Below are 18,439 nucleotides of genomic sequence, written 5' to 3'. Positions count from 1 at the left end.
ACAAGTAAGTTTTAATAAGAGCTAATGGCAAACTAATTGGCGGTCAGTATAGCCTTTACACATACAGATTGTTAGATGAGTTATTGTATCTGTATAAAATTATGGACCATCACTGATTAGTAGGTTACTTTTATTGGGGATAAAAAAATAATAGGAATTATATTGTGCTCAGGTTATATCGTAAGCCGAATAAGGGGTTAGTAGGAGTAGATATTAGTTCTACTTCTGTTAAATTGTTGGAACTTTCTGTTAAGGGCGGTAACAGGTATTGGGTTGAAAGCTATGCGCTGGTGCCTTTACCTGAAGGTAGTGTTGTTGAAAAAAATATTTTAAATCCGGAGGCAGTGGGTGATGCACTAGAGCGGGCACTCAATCTTGCCAATACCCAATCCACAGCTGCATCCCTTGCAATTCCAACTTCACTGGTGATTACTAAAACCATTGAAATGGATGCGGATATGACGGACGATGAACGTGAAGTCCAGATCCGTATGGATGCAGAGCAATATATTCCGTTTCCTCTGGATGAAGCCAGCCTGGATTTTGAAGTATTGCCGGATCGTTTAGCCAATCCGAATCGGGTGAATGTACTGCTGGTTGCAACGCGTCTTGAAAATGTAGAAGCCCGTGCTGAAGTACTGGAGCTGGCTAACCTGACTCCAAAAATTGCCGATGTTGAAAGTTTTGCGATAGAAAATGCCTATAAAGTATTTTCCGATACTTTGCCTATGGGGGTGAATACGGTCGGTATTTTAGATATTGGTCATACCATGACGACCTTATCTGTCATGCAAAATAATAAAGTGATTTATACACGAGAGCAGGTGTTTGGGGGTAAACAGCTGACTCAGGAAATTCAAAATCGTTATGGCTTGTCTTTTGAAGAAGCGGGCCGTGCCAAGAAAACCCGTTCATTACCGGATGACTATGATGTTGAAGTCTTAGAGCCTTTCTTGGAAGCTGTGGTTCAACAAGCGGCAAGATCGTTGCAGTTCTTCTTCTCATCTTCACAGTTTAATGAGATTGACCACATTTTATTGGCTGGGGGAAATGCCAATATTCCAGGGCTCGCGAAATTACTACAACAAAAACTGGGTTATCGCGTCACGATTGCCAACCCATTTTTACAAATGGGGTTTTCTCCACAAATCGATATTAAAAAAATAGAGAACGATGCTTCCTCGCTCATGGTGGCATGTGGTTTGGCATTGAGGAGTTTTGATTAATGGCAAGAATTAACTTACTTCCTTGGCGTGATGAGCTAAGAGAAAAACGAAAAAAAGAATTTATCGCCATTTGTATTGGGGCGGCATTCATTGGTGCTTTGGCGGTTACATCATCATGGTTTTATTATGATCATAAACTTGAAGACCAGGAACAGGCCAATCAGCTGATTAGCAGTACCAACCAGAATCTTGATGTGCAATTAAAATCTTTAGAAGGTTTGGAAGCGCAGCGCAATGCCATTGTTGAGCGCATGAAGCTGATTCAGGGTCTGCAAGGGCAGCGTCCGATTGCGGTACGTCTGATTGACGAACTGGTACGGGTTACGCCAGGTAATTTGTATATTACCAAATTTGTGCGTACTGGCGACAAATTCACCATTGAAGGCAGAGCTGAAAGTCCAAATACCGTTGCAGAGTTTTTGCGTAATTTGGAGGCATCTGCCTGGTATCGCAACGCTTTTATGAATTCTTTTTTAGCGGTTGAAGAACAAAAAGATAAAGCACCAAGTTCAGTGATTCCGCGTATTGAAGAAGGTTATGGTTCATTTGTGGTGACTGCTGACTTGGATGAAATCGCCCAGCCTGCTGCACCAGAAGCACAACAACAAGCACAATCCAATACAGCGAATTCAACTGTGGAGGCAGCCAAATGAGTCTCGATGAACTTGATGAATTAAATCCAAATGAAGCTGTGGTCCCTAAAAAGAAAATGACGCTGGATAAGTTCCTTCAGCAGTTCAATACTTTAGATCCAAATAATTATGGCAGTTGGCCGTTGTCCGTCAAAATCACCTGCTGGATTGCGATTGTGCTGGCAATAGGCGTTCTTGGTTATTTTTTAACAATTAAAAGTAAATTGGAAGATATTTCCAATGCTGCTGCTCAAGAGCAAAACCTGCTCAATGAATTTCGTGAAAAAGATTCCAAGCTTCGTAATTTGCAGTTGTTGCAAGCGCAGTTACAGGAAATGGAAGCGAATTTTAACCAGCAATTGGAGCAACTGCCTAAAGAAACTGAAATTCCAGGACTGGTTGAGGATATCAACGTTACCGGTGTAAATTCTGGCTTGAAATTCAAAAATATCCGTTTAGAAAATGAAATAAAACAAGAGTTCTTTATTGAACAGCCAATTGCGATTGAAGCAACCGGTGACTATCATGCTTTTGGTTCTTTTGTGAGCGGAATTGCTGCACTGCCACGTATTGTGACTTTGCATGATTTTGAAATTACGGCGTCAGAAAATAAAGAGAAAAAATCTGATATTCCTCAAGTGAATTATAACGTTAAAGCAAAAACATATCGTTATATTGGTGCTGCCGATGCTCAAGCGACAGAAACGCAGGCTGCAGGGACTAACTCAACTGCTGCGGCTGGAGGGACACAGTAATGAAAATGCAAAAAATCTCTCTAAGTTTGATGCTGGGTGTGTTGCTGGTCGGTTGTGATTCGCGTATTGATGCCGTGAATGAACAAATGGCCAATATTCGCAATCAACCTCCATTACCGATTGAACCTGCACCGGTTTTTCCACCTGTACCGACATTTGATTATGCGGCACACCAGCTTAAAAGTCCTTTTTTACCGAGTTCACTGGCTGCCGAATTAAAAATTATGTCAGGAAAACGTGTCTATCCTAATTTATCCCGTCAATTGCAACCTTTAGAAAGTTATGCAATTGAATCGTTGAATATGAAGGGAAGTATGCGTAACCAGTCTGGGCAGATCCTGGCGTTGATTCAGACCCCGGATGGTGAAATTGAGCGAATCCAGCGCGGCAGTTATATGGGTATGAATCATGGTCGTGTAATCAATATTACGCCTACACAGATTGATCTCGTGGAAATTGTTCCAGATGGGCGAGAAGGATACGTAGAACGTCCAAGAAGTCTAGTATTACTTGGACCAGCGCCTTAAGTTTAAAAGGAATAAAAATGAATAATAGTTTTAAAGATTTTATATTTGGGGATGGCAATACAATGAACCATTTGTTTCGTCAATTTTCTATGGGTGCTGTTGCGATCGCGATCATGCAGGTTGCAAATGCACAAGTGAGTATGACCAATATTGTGCCAATGCAGATTGCAGGCCAAGGTACAGAAATCCGTGTCATGTTTAATGGTTTGCCACCACAACCTCAGGCTTACCAGCTAGAGCAGCCATCACGCTTAATTCTTGATTTTGATAAAGCACAACAAAATTTAAAACAAAATAGTATTCCTGTCGCAACGAAAGAAGCCACTTCCGTTGATGTGAGTTCTGATGCCCAACGCTCACGTTTAACTGTGAATTTGGCTGATGCAGGTGCTTTTACCACGCGTGTTGAAGGCAATACTTTTATTTTAAAAATTAATTCTGCGGCTGCAAATGCATTTGCATCTCAGCAAGTTGCTGTCCAAAAAACTGCGCAAGGTATTTCCAATATTGGTTTCCAGCGCGGCAGTCAGGGTGAAGGCCAAATTGTTGTAGATTTATTAGGAAGCAATACTCCGGTAGATGTACAACAACAAGGCAGTAAAGTGGTGGTGCGAACTTTAGGCAATAAAGTTCCAGCACACTTGGCACGTCGTTTGAATGTGAATGATTTCGCAACCCCCGTATCTACGGTCGATGCTACCAATGATGGTGGCAATGGTGTGATTACGATTCAGACTTCTGGTAGCTATGAATATATGGCTTATCAGACGGATAACAAGCTGACCATCAGCTTAAAACGGCCTGAAGATAAAAATCCATTAAAACCTAAGGCGGCAAATGCTTATACAGGTAAAAAGATTTCACTAGATTTTCAGGATATTGAAGTACGTCGTGTACTGCAATTACTGGCAGATTTCACCGGCATCAATATGGTGACTGCAGATAGTGTTCAAGGCAATATTACCCTGCGTTTAAAAGATGTTCCATGGGATCAGGCTCTTGATATCATTTTAAAAACCAAAAATCTGGATAAACGCCGTAATGGAAATGTAATCTGGATTGCGCCGGTATCAGAACTGATTAAGGCGGAAGAGGAAGAAGCCAAGGCACTGGCGCAAAGTGTGAAATTGGCGCCAATACAGACCGAGTATATGCAACTTAGCTATGCAAAGGTTGCTGATATTGAAAAACTGATTACACAAACTAAATCTTCAAATAATTCTAATTCTAGTAATGGTAACAACAATTCTAGTGAAAGTTTATTAAGCTCACGTGGAACGATATCTGCAGATATACGTACCAATACACTGATTATTAATGATGCTGCACAGAATATTGATAAAGTTCGAAAAATGGTTGACTTGCTAGACATTCCGGTCAAGCAAGTAATGGTTGAAGCCCGTATTGTGCGTGCTTCCACAGAGTTTAGTAAAGAAATGGGTGTGAAGTGGGGTATATTGTCGCAAGGGATTAGTCAAAATAATGATTTGTTGGTCGGTGGTAGTGACACCACTTTATGGGATTTAAAAAAACCGGATGATGACGGTAAATATACGATTCAACGTCCACAGAACTTAAATGTGGATTTAGGTGTAACCAGTCAAGGTGCGAGTCGTATTGCTTTTGGTCTAATAAGTTTGTCTGATTTTATGCTGGATTTGGAACTCTCAGCCTTACAAGCAGATGGTTATGGGGAAGTGATTTCCACACCTAAAGTGCTAACTGCAGACAAGCAGGTGGCTAAAGTTTCATCTGGTACACAGATTCCATATCAATCATCGGAAGGTGGTGGTACAAATGCAGTTTCCACAACTTCATTTATTGATGCTGTACTGAGCTTAGATGTAACACCAAGTATTACGCCTGACGGTAAAGTTCAGATGCTACTCAACATTACTAGCGATACTCCAGGAAACCCAACACCTACCGGTCAATTGACGATTAATAAAAATCAAATTAATACCAATGTCTTGGTTAATAATGGAGAAACTGTGGTACTTGGTGGTATTTTTGAGCAAGAAACACGTAATGCCCAAACCAAAGTACCATTCTTGGGTGATATTCCTTACGTAGGCCGTTTGTTCCGTAAAGATTTGAAGTCGGACAATAAGCGAGAGCTATTGATTTTTGTTACACCGCGAATTGTTAATGACAGTGTTTCAAGAAATCATTAATATATTTTGAATTTAACAAAATAAATAGGTGACTCCTTGCCAAGCAATGAGTTTGAAACCCTGCCAAATGTCTATTTGGTAGGGCCAATGGGGGCTGGGAAAACAACTGTTGGTCGTCATTTAGCGGAACTGTTGGGACGAGAGTTTCTTGATAGTGATCAAGAAATTGAGCGTAAAACAGGTGCGACAATTCCTTGGATTTTTGAAAAAGAAGGTGAAAAGGGATTTCGTAACCGTGAAACAATGGTGATTGATGAGCTCACTGCCCGTTCACAGCTGGTTGTTGCAACCGGTGGTGGGGCAGTAACCCAGTTGCCTAATCGCGAATTCTTAAAACAGCGCGGAATCGTTGTTTACCTCTATACTCCTGTCGAAATTCAATTACAGCGCACTTATCGGGATAAAAACCGTCCTTTACTGCAAGTTGAAAATCCTGAACAAAAGTTACGTGATTTATTGGCAGTTCGTGATCCTTTATATCGTGAAATTGCAGATTATATTATTGAAACAAATCAGGGTGCTGCTCGGGATTTAGCGCAAAAAATCTTACATATGATTGTTTCTCAAGAAACAAAGCTAGTCTAATTAACGGTTTTAATTTCATGCAAACTTTACATGTTGAACTCGGTGATCGCCGCTATCCTATTTTTATTGGCAGTGATTTAGATCCTCAATCCTTACTTGAGCCGTATATTCGCGGAAAACAGGTCATGGTGGTCACCAATACTACGGTTGCGCCTTTGTATCTGGAACATTACGTGACGGCAATCGAGCATTTGGGAAAAACAGTCGCGACATGTATTTTGCCTGATGGTGAACAATATAAAAATATTGAACACTTGAACCTGATTTTTGATGCTTTGCTGCAAGCCGGATTTAACCGTGATGCCACGGTATTGGCATTGGGGGGTGGGGTGATTGGAGATATGGCCGGTTTTGCATCAGCCTGTTTCCAGCGCGGCGTTTATTTTATTCAGGTGCCGACGACGCTTCTGTCGCAAGTGGATTCCAGTGTGGGTGGAAAAACCGGGATCAATCATCCACTCGGTAAAAACATGATCGGGGCTTTTCAGCAACCGCAAGTGGTGCTGGCTGATATGTCACAGCTTTCGACCTTACCAGACCGCGAGTTATCTGCAGGTCTGGCAGAAGTGATTAAATATGCCCTGTTAGGCGATCAAGATTTTCTGGTGTGGCTTGAGCAAAATATGGAAGGTCTGGTTGCGCGAGATTCAGGTCTACTCGCCGAAGCCGTGTATCGTTCCTGTGCCCATAAAGCACGCATTGTTGCTAATGATGAAAAAGAGCAGGGCGAGCGTGCCTTGCTGAATTTGGGTCATACTTTTGGTCATGCAATTGAATCCTACCTGGGTTATGGGGTTTGGCTGCATGGCGAAGCTGTGGCCACCGGTATGGTGATGGCGGCTGATTTGTCACAACGGATGGGCTGGATTTCACTCGAAGATCTGGAACGTACAAAAAAAATCATTCAACGGGCTCATTTGCCAGTAAAATGCCCAGCTATTCCACTGCAAGAGTTCCTTGCCTATATGGCGCACGATAAAAAAGTGCTGAACGGACAGTTGCGTCTGGTCCTGATGAAATCGCTCGGACAGGCCGTGATTAGCAAAGAATTTGATGTGGAATTGATGAAACAGGCGATTTTAGCGAATCAAGAAAAGGCATAAGTCATGGCAACCCTTCGTACACAATGGCAACGCATTCAAAACTATATTTGGCTGGTGTGTGGATTGGTGTGTCTGTTTGCAGCACTTGTTTTTTGGGCGATGACTGACAGTGATGCTTTGGTTGAGGTGGAAAAGTCTGCTGAGACTGCATCTGAGCTACAAATTCAACCGGAAAAGGTGGCTGCAACCAGCCTGTTAGGTGCACTTCAGGAAGAGGTGCGCCCTTTGGAAATGACCACACGGGTGGTGACTACGGGAAGTTATGAGCCGGAATTTCGTGGCAGCAAATTTATTAATGATAATAAAAATGCAAGCAGCATCGAATTATTCCGGACAACTAAAGATGACGTGATCCGCAGTTTTTTAAAAAAACAATCTGATCGCAAGAACTTTTTTTACATACGCCTGAGTGGTGAGAATCAGATTGAACAATATGTGCTTCTTTATGGCGTATATCGAAATCAAGATGAAGCAAAACGTGTGCTAGAACAATTAGCGTTCCCATTGCCCAAGACTGTTCAGCCTAAAGTGCAGGATATTGAAAATTATGTTTCTTTAGTGAATGACATGGGTGCGGATGAAATGGGCACCAACAATAAGCTGTATGCGGTGAATCTCAGATCTGTACCCTTGCCAAAAGTGGATGAAAGCATGTTGGCTTTGCCTAAGCCTAAGCTTAAGCCAAGTGTAGCGGAGACGGATCCTGCAAATGCAACCACGACAACCACAGTAACCCGACGTGATGAGCAAGGCAATGTTGTAGATGTCCAGCAATCCCATTCAGGTGTTGGGGCTGCACCGAAACAAAGCGGAAACAGAATTCCCGAACAAGAAATTAATGACCCATTTAATTGAAAATATAGTTCTAAAATAGAGCAATTTGAGTTATAAAATTATTTATATGCACAGATATAGTGCGAAATATGTTTCTTGAAAATTACTCTAAAGTTAATGAAATTTTAATATTTCTATATTTAAAACATTTAGCACTCTAATTTTTAAATTGGCATATTTTTTGCTTTATTGGTGCATGAATTGAGTTAATGTCCCTGTTTTGGCGCGAAAAGATTCAATGAGTGTGCGAAATTGTCAAATTTACCTGCTTTAAAAGAGTGCGTAAACGAAGCAAAACATTTTTTGCAATTCATCCATGTACAAAGATTAAAATCAGACTATCTTAGACAGGATGAAGAAGTTTTGCTCAATATTGATCTTGATGTGAGTGAATTGGACTAAATCGCAAAGAAGATATTTGATTGTTAGATGCCCGCTTTATGGGCCATGTTGAAAGAAGGGTACGCTATGCACATGCCATCGCCTAATACTGTAGCTCCCGCTCAAGGTTTATACCAACCGGATGAGTTTAAAGATAACTGTGGTTTCGGTTTAATCGCCCATATGCAGGGTGATGCAAGCCATGATCTCGTCAAGACCGCTATGCACAGCCTTAGCTGCATGACACACCGTGGTGGTATTGCCGCAGATGGTAAGACAGGGGATGGTTGTGGTCTGCTTTTGGCAATGCCGAAAAAATTCTTCCGTGAAGAAGCCAAAAAACTCAGTGATATCACTTTAAGTGAAATTTTTGCTGTCGGTACCGTATTTTTAAATGTAGACCCGGCAATTGCTGCACATTCTAAACAAGTACTGACCAAAGAAATTGAATCTGAAGGTCTTAAAGTTCTCGCTTGGCGTGTTGTTCCAACCAATAATGATGCGCTTGGTGAAATTGCAATGCAGTCTTTGCCTGCATTTGAACAGATTATTGTCAATTGCCCAATGGGTGTGACTGAGGTTGAGTTTAACCGTAAATTGTTCCTGGCACGTCGTCGTGCAGAGCAGCAGTTAAGCAATGATCCATCGTTTTATGTAACGACTTTGTGTTCTACAGTGATCAGCTATAAAGGCCTGATGATGCCTGCAGCGATTGCTGATTTCTATACCGATTTGGCGGATGAACGCCTGGAATCTCATATTGTGGTGTTCCATCAACGTTTCTCTACCAACACTTTACCGCGTTGGCCATTGGCACAGCCGTTCCGTTACCTGGCGCATAATGGTGAAATCAACACCATTACTGCAAACCGTAACTGGGCGATGGCGCGGACACCAAAATTCGAAAACCCGTTATTGCCAGGTTTAACCGATCTTAACCCGATTGTGAACCGTACCGGTTCAGACTCTTCAAGCCTGGATAACATGCTTGAGATTCTTGTTGGTGGTGGTATGGACTTGTTCCGTGCACTGCGTATGCTGGTTCCACCAGCTTGGCAAAACGTTGAAACTTTAGATGCTGACCTGCGTGCATTCTATGAATTCAACTCTAAGCATATGGAAGCTTGGGATGGTCCGGCAGGCCTGGTGATTCAAGATGGTCGTCATGCCATCTGTATGCTGGATCGTAATGGCTTGCGTCCTGCACGTTGGGTCATCACTAAAAATGGTTATATCACGCTGGCATCAGAAATTGGTGTTTGGGGTTATGAGCCTGAAGATGTCATTTCTAAGGGACGTGTAGGCCCGGGTCAGATTTTGGTGATTGATACCTTAACCGGCAAAATGCTGGACACCAAAGATGTCAGCAACCATTTGAAAAAAATGCGTCCTTACCGTGAATGGTTACGTGAAAACTCTGTGCGTGTTCAAGGTAGCCCAGAGCTTGAAGAATATTTATGTGATCAGGGCTTGAAAGGCGATGAGCTAAAAGCCTCACAAAAAATGTTCATGGTGACTTTTGAAGAGCGTGACCAGTTGCTTCGTCCAATCGCAGAAAGCGGTCAGGAAGCTGTAGGTTCAATGGGTGATGATACGCCAATGGCGGTTCTATCACGTCAGGTACGCCATGTATCAGATTACTTCCGTCAACAGTTTGCTCAGGTCACCAATCCGCCAATCGATCCATTGCGTGAATCGATCGTCATGTCTTTAGAGACTTGCTTGGGTCGCGAGCAAAACGTATTTGAACAGAGTCCTGAACATGCAGACCGTCTGATCATTTCCAGTCCAGTGCTTTCAAATTCGAAAATGCATCAGATTCGTACCCTGGGTCGTAAAGGTTATGAAATTGCTGATATCGACCTGAACTATGCAGAAACTGAAGGTCTGGAAGCGGCAATTGCACGTATTTGTGAAGAGTCTGCTCAAGCGATTCGTGACGGCAAAACCTTACTGGTGCTGTCTGACAAGAAAATCCGTCAAGGTTTCTTGCCAGCCAATGCACTTATGGCAACAGGTGCGGTGCATCACCACCTGATCAATGTCGGTCTGCGTACCGATGCCAACATTATCGTTGAAACCGGTCTGGCGCGTGATCCGCATCAATTTGCAGTGATCTTGGGCTTTGGTGCTACTGCAATCTATCCTTACCTGGCTTATGACGTCATCAATGACCTGATTGCCAAAGGCGAATTGCTGGGTGACCCGATTCATGCACAGGCGAACTTCCGTAAAGGGATTGAGAAAGGCTTGTTGAAAGTCCTGTCTAAAATGGGTATTTCAACAGTTGCCTCTTACCGTGGTGGCCAGTTGTTCGAAGCCGTTGGTCTATCTGACGAAGTGGTCAATAAATGCTTCACAGGTGTACCAAGCCGTATTAAGGGTGCTACTTTTGCCGACCTTGAAAATGACCTGAAAAAACTGGCTGATACTGCGTGGAAATCACGTAAGCCAATCGATCAGGGTGGTATGCTGAAATTCGTATTCGACAAGGAATATCATGCCTTTAACCCGGATGTGATTAATGCCCTGCATAAATCGGTTCGTTCAGGTGAATACGCTGACTTTAAAGAATATGCTGAATTGGTGAACAAACGTCCGGTTGCAACCATTCGTGACTTGTTGAAACTGAAAACAGATAATTCAATTCCACTGGATCAGGTGGAATCTGTAGAAGACATTCTGCCGCGTTTCGACTCTGCCGGGATGTCTTTGGGTGCATTGTCTCCTGAAGCACATGAAGCAATCGCCATTGCCATGAATACCATTGGCGGTCGTTCCAACTCGGGTGAGGGCGGTGAAGATCCAGCGCGTTATGGCACTATCCGTAACTCGAAAATCAAACAGATTGCCTCAGGCCGTTTTGGTGTAACCCCTGCGTATCTGACTTCGGCAGAAGTCTTGCAGATTAAAGTGGCGCAAGGTGCAAAACCGGGTGAAGGCGGTCAGTTACCGGGTGGTAAGGTAAATGGCTTGATTGCACGTTTACGTTACTCGGTTCCAGGTGTGACCCTGATTTCACCTCCACCGCACCATGACATCTACTCAATTGAAGATTTGTCACAATTGATCTTTGACTTGAAACAGGTCAACCCTCAAGCGATGGTGTCTGTGAAACTGGTATCTGAACCGGGTGTAGGAACTATTGCTGCAGGTGTTGCGAAAGCTTATGCCGACTTCATTACCATTTCCGGTTATGACGGTGGTACAGCGGCTTCTCCATTATCTTCAATTCACCATGCCGGTTCGCCATGGGAATTGGGTCTAAGTGAGGCGCATCAAGCCCTTCGCGTGAATGACCTGCGTGGTAAAGTCCGTGTACAAACTGACGGTGGTTTGAAAACAGGTCTGGATGTCGTGAAAGCGGCAATTCTTGGTGCAGAAAGCTTCGGTTTTGGTTCAACGCCAATGATTGCCTTGGGTTGTAAATACCTGCGTATCTGTCACTTGAACAACTGTGCGACCGGTGTAGCAACTCAACAGGATCATTTACGTCAGGAACATTACATTGGTGAACCTGAAATGCTGATCAACTTCTTCCACTTCATTGCGGAAGAAACCCGTGAATGGTTGGCAGCGCTTGGTGTTGCAAGCCTGAAAGACTTGATCGGCCGTACCGATCTGCTGGAAATGTTGCCAGGTGAAACTGAAAAACATGCGCACCTGGACTTGAGCGCATTGCTTGAGTCACATCCTGCAGCTGAAGGCAAGGCGCAATATTGCCAGGTTGAAGGTAATGCACCATTTGACAAAGGTATTCTGGCTGAGAAAATGGTGGCAGAAATGTTGCCAGCAATTGAAGCAGGTGTCAGCGGTGAATATAGCTTCACGATTGGTAACTGTGATCGTTCGATCGGTGCGCGTATCTCTGGTGAAATTGCACGCCGCTATGGCAACCTCGGCATGGAAGCGCATCCTGTTAAAGTCAATTTAACCGGTACTGCGGGTCAGTCTTTAGGTGTATGGAACGCTGGCGGTTTACATATTAAACTTGAAGGTGATGCCAACGATTACGTAGGTAAAGGTATGGCGGGCGGTCGCGTGTCTATCTTCCCGCCTAAAGGTTCGCCGTTCCAGACTCAGGAAACCGCAATCATTGGTAATACCTGCTTATATGGCGCGACTGGCGGTAAACTGTTTGCTGCAGGTACAGCCGGTGAACGTTTCGCGGTACGTAACTCAGGTGCATTTGCCGTGATTGAAGGTGCAGGCGATCACTGCTGTGAATATATGACTGGCGGTATTGTGACTGTACTGGGTAAAGTGGGTCACAACTTCGGTGCAGGTATGACCGGTGGTTTTGCCTATGTACTTGATCTGGATAACGACTTCGTTGACCATTACAACCATGAGTTGATTGAATTAAACCGTATTTCTACAGAGGCGATGGAAGAGCATCAAGAATTCTTGCTTCGCATCTTGGATGAGCATATTGCTGAGACAGGTAGTGCTTGGGCGTACAAGATCCGCAATGAGTTTGATTTTTACAGCCGTAAATTCTGGCTTGTAAAACCAAAAGCTGCTAATTTGCAAACGCTTTTGAAAACAACCAAAGCTGATCCACAATAATTCCACTACTGCAGATTGATAGGCAGGTGTGGCGGATAAATAAACCGACCACGCCTCCCCACGGAGAGAGACATGGCAGAGCGCCTAAACAATGACTTTCAATTCCTGGATGTCCCACGCCAAGATCCAGAGAAAAAAGATCTAACTGTCCGCAAAGCAGAGTTTGTGGAAATTTATAAGCCTTTTACAGCGGAAATTGCGGCAAACCAGACGCATCGCTGTTTAGGTTGTGGTAACCCATATTGCGAATGGAAATGTCCGGTACATAACTACATTCCCAACTGGTTAAAGTTAATTGCTGAAGGTCGCATTTTCCAGGCAGCAGAACTTTGCCATCAAACCAATACCCTGCCGGAAGTGTGTGGTCGTGTTTGTCCGCAAGACCGTTTGTGTGAAGGAGCATGTACCCTGAATGACGGTTTTGGTGCAGTGACCATCGGGAATGCTGAAAAATACATTAATGATACCGCTTTTGCTTTGGGCTGGCGTCCAGACATGTCACACGTGAAGTGGACAGACAAAAAAGTTGCCATCATTGGTGCAGGTCCTGCGGGTCTGGGCTGTGCGGACATTCTGGTACGTAACGGTGTTAAACCGGTTGTCTTTGACAAGCGTCCTGAAATTGGCGGCTTGTTGACTTTTGGTATTCCTGAATTCAAGATGGAAAAAGACGTGATGAAACGTCGCCGTGAAATTTTCACCGGCATGGGCGTTGAATTCCGTTTAAATACTGAAATTGGTACTGATGTTACGATTGATCAGCTACTTGCAGACTACGATGCCGTGTTTATGGGTATGGGCACATACACGTACATGAAAGGCGGTTTCGCCGGTGAAGATCTGGAAGGCGTCTATGATGCGCTGGATTTCCTGATTGCCAATGTCAACCGTTGCCAAGGCTGGGAAAAAGATCCTGCTGAATACATCAGTGTAGAAGGCCAAAAAGTGATTGTACTGGGTGGTGGGGATACAGCGATGGACTGTAACCGTACTTCTATCCGTCAAGGTGCTGAATCCGTGATTTGTGCCTACCGCCGCGATGAAGAAAACATGCCTGGTTCTCGCCGTGAAGTGAAAAATGCACGCGAAGAAGGTGTGGAATTCCAGTTTAACCGTCAGCCAATCGAAATTGTCGGTGAAAACGGCAAAGTGACAGGCGTGAAATTTGTGACTACACAATTGGGTGAGCCTGATAGCCGTGGTCGTCGTAGCCCTGAACCTGTGCCGGGTTCTGAAGAAATCTTGCCAGCTGACGCAGTTCTTCTAGCATTCGGTTTCCGTACCAGCCCTGCTGACTGGTTTAATGATGTGAAAATTAACCTGGATGGTTCAGGCCGTGTGGTTGCGCCAGAACAGCAAGAGTTTAAATTCCAGACTTCAAATCCGAAAATCTTTGCCGGTGGAGATATGGTGCGCGGTTCTGACCTGGTGGTGACTGCAATCTGGGAAGGTCGTCAGGCGGCTGAAGGTATCCTTGATTATCTGGATGTTTAATCTCTCATTAAACATTGATAAAAAAACCCGCTTAGGCGGGTTTTTTATTGTCATGACGTATTGCCTGAAATGATAAGTTTTGTGTACTTGCTGATAAATAAAGAATTTTAGGAGTAAATGAGCTGGAAAAATGGCTGATTTTGCAAATGAGCCAAGCATTTACGCCATATATGAAGCAGCAATTCCTGCACATACTGAGTGTCTGTATTTCAGCGAAGAGATATTCAGATGACTCAAGTGACGGCAGAAAAATCATATCAAAATCGTCCAAAGGCTGTCGGAATTACAGTGCGTAAACCGCAATTTACTCCGCAAGCCATTCGCAGGCATTATTTTGCCAATTCTCCCATCATGTCACATTTGCTGACAGCGTTATCTTCTACATTTCCCATCGGGGAGCAGTTTTTTGTACATAGCGTACGGAATGTCCGCGATCGCGTAAAAGATGAAAAACTTCAGGCCCAAATCGCTGCCTTTATTGGACAGGAGGCCATGCATTCCAAAGCGCATGCAGCGTTTAATGATGCCTGGCGTCGGGATGATTATAATCTGGATCGTTTTCAGGCTTGGCTTGCACGTAAAGATAGTTATATCAAAGGGCTGCATCCTAAAATCCAGCTGGCAATTACCTGTGCCTTTGAGCATTTTACCGCTTTGCTGGGCGGATATATTTTGCGACATCCTGAAATCTTGGCAAGTTCAGATGAAGATACAATTAAACTCTGGGTCTGGCATGCCATTGAAGAAATTGAACATCGTGCTGTCGCCTTTGATGTTTATCAGCATGTGTATGGGGATGATAAAGTGCGACGTAAGATTATGCGCAGTGTGACCACAGGCTTTGCCAGCTTGACTTTCTATTCGGCCACGCGGTTGTTTTGGCAGGATAAGAAAAAAAGTTTGCCTAAAGTCACGGGTAATTTTTTGGGAATTTATTTAATCGGGAAAATGTTTGTCCAGTTATTGCCTGAATATTTATCCTATTTTAAAGTCGATTTTCATCCTTCTGAAATTGACTATAGCGAGATCGTCAATATGTGGAAGCAGCGATTGGCGACTGAATATCTCCATCCAGAATTTCAAAAGGAGCGATCAACAGGTGCTTATAGCTGATTGAAATGATGCCTGATTCAGCCCGACGCATGATCGGGCTTTTTTCATTTTATTCAAGAAAAATTGAAATTTATCTTGAATAAATAAATTAAACAAAACTATAGCCAAATATGTTTACAATAAAAATATTTAAACAAATACAAATAAATAATAGAGGAATAGCACAATGAATTTTATCAAAAAAACCGCAGCGACAGTGGTGCTGGCAAGCACGCTAAGCTTAACCGGCTGTGGCTATAATACTTTACAGGTGAAGGATGAAGCGGTAACGGCTTCCTGGGCTGAAGTGCAGAACCAGTATCAACGCCGTGCAGATTTGGTACCCAATCTGGTGAATGTGGTGAAAGGTTATGCCAAACATGAAGAACAGGTCTTAACAGAAGTCACTCAGGCACGCGCCAATGTTGCAGGACTAAAAGTGGATAAACAAGTGCTGGAAGATCCTGCTTTATTCCAGAAATATCAGGAAGCACAGGCACAGATGACCAGTGCATTGTCGCGTTTAATTGCGGTATCTGAAAATTATCCGGACTTAAAGGCGAATGAGCAGTTCCGTGATTTACAAGTACAGTTGGAAGGGACTGAAAACCGCATTGCAGTGGCACGTAACCGTTATATTGCCTCGGTTCAAGACTTTAATGCCTATTCACGCCAGTTCCCGCAAGTCATGACGGCTAAAGTGATTGGCATGAATCCAAAACCGAATTTCAGTGCTGAACAGGGTGCACAAACAGCGCCGAAGGTGACATTTGATTAATCGGGTGGCTATATAGAAAAGGATGCGCTTATGTCTGCTCCAGAAAAGAAAAGCTCTCTTGCGATTGTTTTGCAACTGCTGGTTTTGTGGTGTGCAATATTGTCTAGTTCATTCGCTTTAAGTGCAGAGACAGCAGTCACGGATAATGAAGATGCCGTCATTGCAGGGAAGATCATTCAGGAGCAACAACAAACCCAGCAACAGCCGTCAGTACAGGCAGAAGTAAAACAGCCGAAAATTACCAATGATATGGCAGAAGGCGAGTCTATCCGTGGACTGCCGACTTTAAATGACCCGGTTGTGGATCAGGCCAATTTACTTAGTGCGGGCGAAAAGCAGGAGATCAGCCAACGGATTCTCAAGCTGCATGAACAGGGCAAGGCGCAAATTGGTGTGGTGATTGTCCCGACCACCGGTCAGGAAGATATTTTTGATTTTGCCATGCGAGTGGCTGAAAAATGGCAACTTGGCTCTGCAAAACAGGATAATGGTCTGCTCATGGCGATTGCGGTGAATGATCGGCGTATCCATATTTTAACTGGCTATGGTCTGGAAGGCGTGCTGCCTGATATTGTGGTAAGCCGAATCATTCGAAATCAAATCACTCCTCATTTTAAACAGGCCCAATATGCCCAAGGCATTGATGCTGGACTTGCAGAGATTGAACGTATTTTAAATATGGATCCTGAGGTTGCCGCAAATGCAGCCCAGGAGTTGAAAGAACGGCAAGAAAAAGCCTTGCATGAACAGCAAGCAAAACAGAAAACCTTGAGTACCGCCTTGTTTATTCTAATTGCAGGGATTATTGGTTCATTTATTGTGGGTAAGCCTCTCAGTGCTTCTACAGCAGCAGTTGCGGGTACGGTGGCTGGACTGGTCAATGGCGCTGGCTTAATTACCAGTTTATTGATTGGAGTAGGCATCTTCTTTTTACTCATCACTGCAATTGCACAAACCATTTTTCAGCTTGTACTTTCATCTGCCGGTCGTGGAGGGGGCAGAGGAGGAGGTGGTTTCGGTGGCGGTGGATTTAGTGGCGGCGGTGGCGGCTTTGGTGGAGGAGGAGCATCAGGATCATGGTAACAACAACAGATACGACAGAGATTGTCACCCAACCTAAAACAGAAGAAGTAAATCAACCCAGTTTTAAACGCTGGTTAAAGCATTTTTTATATATGCCTGCAACCAAACGCTATTTTTCCAAACAGGACCAGGTAGCGATTGCCCAGGCGGTCGCTGAGGCCGAGCATGATCATGTGGGCGAAATCCAGATCGTGATAGAAGGTCATCTTCCTGTAAATCAGGCCTATTTTCAAAATACACGCATGCGTGCGCGTCAGTTGTTTGCAGAACTTGGAGTGTGGGATACTGAATATAATAGTGGTGTACTTCTTTACATCAATTTATGTGAAAGAAAAGTTGAAATTGTAATTGATCGGGGGCTAAAAACCGCCACTCAGCAAATAATCTGGGATGAAATCTGTAAAAATATGATTGCTCAGTTGGCTCAGGAACAGTTTAAGTTGGCTGTCATAACAGGGGTGATGAACATCGGTGAAGTGCTTAGTCAATTTTATGCTCAATCCATGCAAGAGCAAAATAATGAATTAGGGAATAATCCCATTATTTTGGGCTAGAAAACAGGTGGATTAGTGACACAAAGTGTCACTTTTTTACTAAAAAAAACATTAAAACTACGTTGTAATAATTTTATTTTTTTAAAGTGCTGTTTTTTCTGTCAATTTTATTATAATCAGTTTTGGCACAGTTAGTGCTAACTATAAATAAGCTAAATTAGCTTACAAAGCTTATAAATAAACAAAAACATTTGTGGAGAATGTTATGAAATCTATGCAAAAGGGTTTTACTCTTATTGAATTAATGATCGTTGTAGCGATTATCGGTATTTTGGCTGCAATTGCGATTCCTGCGTACCAAAACTACACGAAGCGTTCACACGTTTCTGAAGGTTTAAGCTTGGCTGGCGGGGCTAAGGCTGGTGTTGCAGAGTTCTATTCATCAAATGGAAAAATGCCACCTAGTGCTGCTTCAGCAGGCATCTCTGCTACCATTACTGGAAATGCTGTTACGGGTGTAGCATTAACAGCGAATACTGGTCTTATTACTATTACTTTTAATGATAAAGTAACTAATGGCGCAACTTTATTATTAAGTCCTACACCTAGTACTTCTGGAATTCTATGGAAATGTAAAGGTGGATCTGTTGATTCTAAGTATGTGCCATCTAACTGTCGCTAATTTTTTGTAAATAGAAAGCGCTCATCAAAA

The 18,439-nt window shown here is 43.4% G+C and carries 15 protein-coding genes; all 15 read left to right on the top strand.

Annotated elements, in window-relative coordinates; genetic code table 11:
- The first annotated feature begins 164 nt into the window (after positions 1-164).
- The 15 genes from BLP85_RS11405 to BLP85_RS11335 all read left to right on the top strand — a co-directional run bounded on the left by BLP85_RS11405 (position 165) and on the right by BLP85_RS11335 (position 18,409).
- Entirely contained in the window at positions 165-1,226 is a 1,062-nt protein-coding gene (locus tag BLP85_RS11405; RefSeq protein WP_092820207.1) for a pilus assembly protein PilM, read from the top strand.
- Positions 1,226-1,879 carry a PilN domain-containing protein gene (locus BLP85_RS11400; protein WP_092820206.1) on the top strand — a complete coding sequence of 218 codons (654 nt, stop codon included), beginning with the start codon at positions 1,226-1,228 and terminating at the stop codon, positions 1,877-1,879. The genes BLP85_RS11405 and BLP85_RS11400 overlap by 1 nt, the downstream gene beginning before the upstream one ends.
- Positions 1,876-2,613 (top strand): type IV pilus inner membrane component PilO, encoded by a 738-nt coding sequence (locus BLP85_RS11395; protein ID WP_092820205.1) that lies wholly within the window; start codon positions 1,876-1,878, stop codon positions 2,611-2,613. The genes BLP85_RS11400 and BLP85_RS11395 overlap by 4 nt, the downstream gene beginning before the upstream one ends.
- Positions 2,613-3,140 (top strand): pilus assembly protein PilP, encoded by a 528-nt coding sequence (locus BLP85_RS11390; RefSeq protein ID WP_092820204.1) that lies wholly within the window; start codon positions 2,613-2,615, stop codon positions 3,138-3,140. Before BLP85_RS11395 ends, BLP85_RS11390 begins: the two co-directional genes overlap by 1 nt.
- A 62-nt stretch (positions 3,141-3,202) precedes the next feature.
- Positions 3,203-5,314, top strand: coding sequence for a type IV pilus secretin PilQ family protein (gene pilQ, locus BLP85_RS11385; protein ID WP_171259708.1), 2,112 nt, complete (start codon positions 3,203-3,205; stop codon positions 5,312-5,314).
- A gap of 36 nt (positions 5,315-5,350) precedes the next feature.
- Positions 5,351-5,899 carry a shikimate kinase AroK gene (gene aroK / locus BLP85_RS11380; RefSeq protein WP_092820202.1) on the top strand — a complete coding sequence of 183 codons (549 nt, stop codon included), beginning with the start codon at positions 5,351-5,353 and terminating at the stop codon, positions 5,897-5,899.
- A 17-nt stretch (positions 5,900-5,916) separates the two neighbouring features.
- Positions 5,917-7,002, top strand: a complete 1,086-nt coding sequence (aroB, locus tag BLP85_RS11375; RefSeq protein WP_092820201.1) for a 3-dehydroquinate synthase — start codon at positions 5,917-5,919, stop codon at positions 7,000-7,002.
- A 3-nt stretch (positions 7,003-7,005) separates the two neighbouring features.
- On the top strand, positions 7,006-7,857 hold the full coding sequence (locus tag BLP85_RS11370) for a hypothetical protein (protein ID WP_092820200.1): 852 nt from the start codon (positions 7,006-7,008) through the stop codon (positions 7,855-7,857).
- A 453-nt stretch (positions 7,858-8,310) separates the two neighbouring features.
- Complete coding sequence (gltB, locus tag BLP85_RS11365) at positions 8,311-12,786, top strand: glutamate synthase large subunit (protein WP_171259711.1); 4,476 nt, start codon at positions 8,311-8,313, stop codon at positions 12,784-12,786.
- 72 nt (positions 12,787-12,858) lie between these two features.
- The gene (locus tag BLP85_RS11360) at positions 12,859-14,280 is read left to right on the top strand and encodes an FAD-dependent oxidoreductase (RefSeq protein WP_092820199.1); all 1,422 of its coding nucleotides are present in this window, start codon (positions 12,859-12,861) and stop codon (positions 14,278-14,280) included.
- Between the two features lie 228 nt (positions 14,281-14,508).
- Positions 14,509-15,393: a metal-dependent hydrolase gene (locus tag BLP85_RS11355; protein WP_092820198.1), complete on the top strand. Its 885-nt coding sequence runs from the start codon at positions 14,509-14,511 to the stop codon at positions 15,391-15,393.
- A 166-nt stretch (positions 15,394-15,559) separates the two neighbouring features.
- Positions 15,560-16,150, top strand: coding sequence for a LemA family protein (locus tag BLP85_RS11350; protein WP_092820197.1), 591 nt, complete (start codon positions 15,560-15,562; stop codon positions 16,148-16,150).
- 30 nt (positions 16,151-16,180) lie between these two features.
- On the top strand, positions 16,181-17,233 hold the full coding sequence (locus BLP85_RS11345; protein ID WP_092820196.1) for a TPM domain-containing protein: 1,053 nt from the start codon (positions 16,181-16,183) through the stop codon (positions 17,231-17,233).
- A complete protein-coding gene (locus BLP85_RS11340; RefSeq protein WP_092820195.1) occupies positions 17,227-17,787 on the top strand; it encodes a TPM domain-containing protein in 561 nt (186 codons plus the stop codon). Before BLP85_RS11345 ends, BLP85_RS11340 begins: the two co-directional genes overlap by 7 nt.
- Positions 17,788-18,001: 214 nt before the next feature.
- Entirely contained in the window at positions 18,002-18,409 is a 408-nt protein-coding gene (locus tag BLP85_RS11335; RefSeq protein ID WP_409449187.1) for a pilin, read from the top strand.
- Positions 18,410-18,439 lie beyond the last annotated feature (30 nt).

Source organism: Acinetobacter kookii, assembly GCF_900096895.1.
Lineage (GTDB): Bacteria > Pseudomonadota > Gammaproteobacteria > Pseudomonadales > Moraxellaceae > Acinetobacter > Acinetobacter kookii.
The sequence above is the reverse complement of the archived record's forward strand: the minus strand, read 5'-3'. Positions and strand labels throughout refer to the sequence as shown.